The 457-nt window shown below is 61.1% G+C and carries 1 protein-coding gene; it reads right to left on the bottom strand.

What is annotated here, in order from left to right:
• Nucleotides 1–123: 123 nt before the first annotated feature.
• Nucleotides 124–457, bottom strand: a 334-nt coding sequence (locus E1J61_RS37750; protein WP_165971645.1) for a hypothetical protein, incomplete at its 5' end; no start/stop codon positions are given.

The following is a 457-nucleotide window of genomic DNA, read 5'->3' as shown; positions in this document are numbered from 1 at the left end:
TCCACCAACAGGCTCGAAAAAAGTGCTGCATTGTTACCATATCCGTCAATAAATGGGTAAAGCCTTCCCAACACGGCCGTTCCTGGCGGAGCGGCCGATGTGGTGGAATCTGTGAATGAGTGGTTAGCTGGTGTGGGGGTACCCCATCCCCAAGTCGACGACACTGGCCTGTGCGACCCGGTCCACGACCTCGGTGAAGGTTTCCTGGTGCGGCGGCACGAACGTGATAGGTCTCGCCGCTGGGTCCGTCTCGGTATTCATTGCCTGCACGAACTGGAGCACCATGCGCTGCACGATCTCGCTCTCGGTGGGCGGCGGGAATGCGGAAGGCATATGGGAATCGGTCGACGCCTCGTGGACGGCGGTGAGCTGCGCGACCGCATCCGCGGCGAATGCGTGGTCAGCCTGCAATTCTGGGACCACTCCGGCCCGCAATTCTTCGGTGTAGAGCGCGAAG

The organism is Cupriavidus sp. L7L, from assembly GCF_004353535.1.
Classification (GTDB): domain Bacteria; phylum Pseudomonadota; class Gammaproteobacteria; order Burkholderiales; family Burkholderiaceae; genus Cupriavidus; species Cupriavidus oxalaticus_A.
The sequence above is the reverse complement of the archived record's forward strand: the minus strand, read 5'-3'. Positions and strand labels throughout refer to the sequence as shown.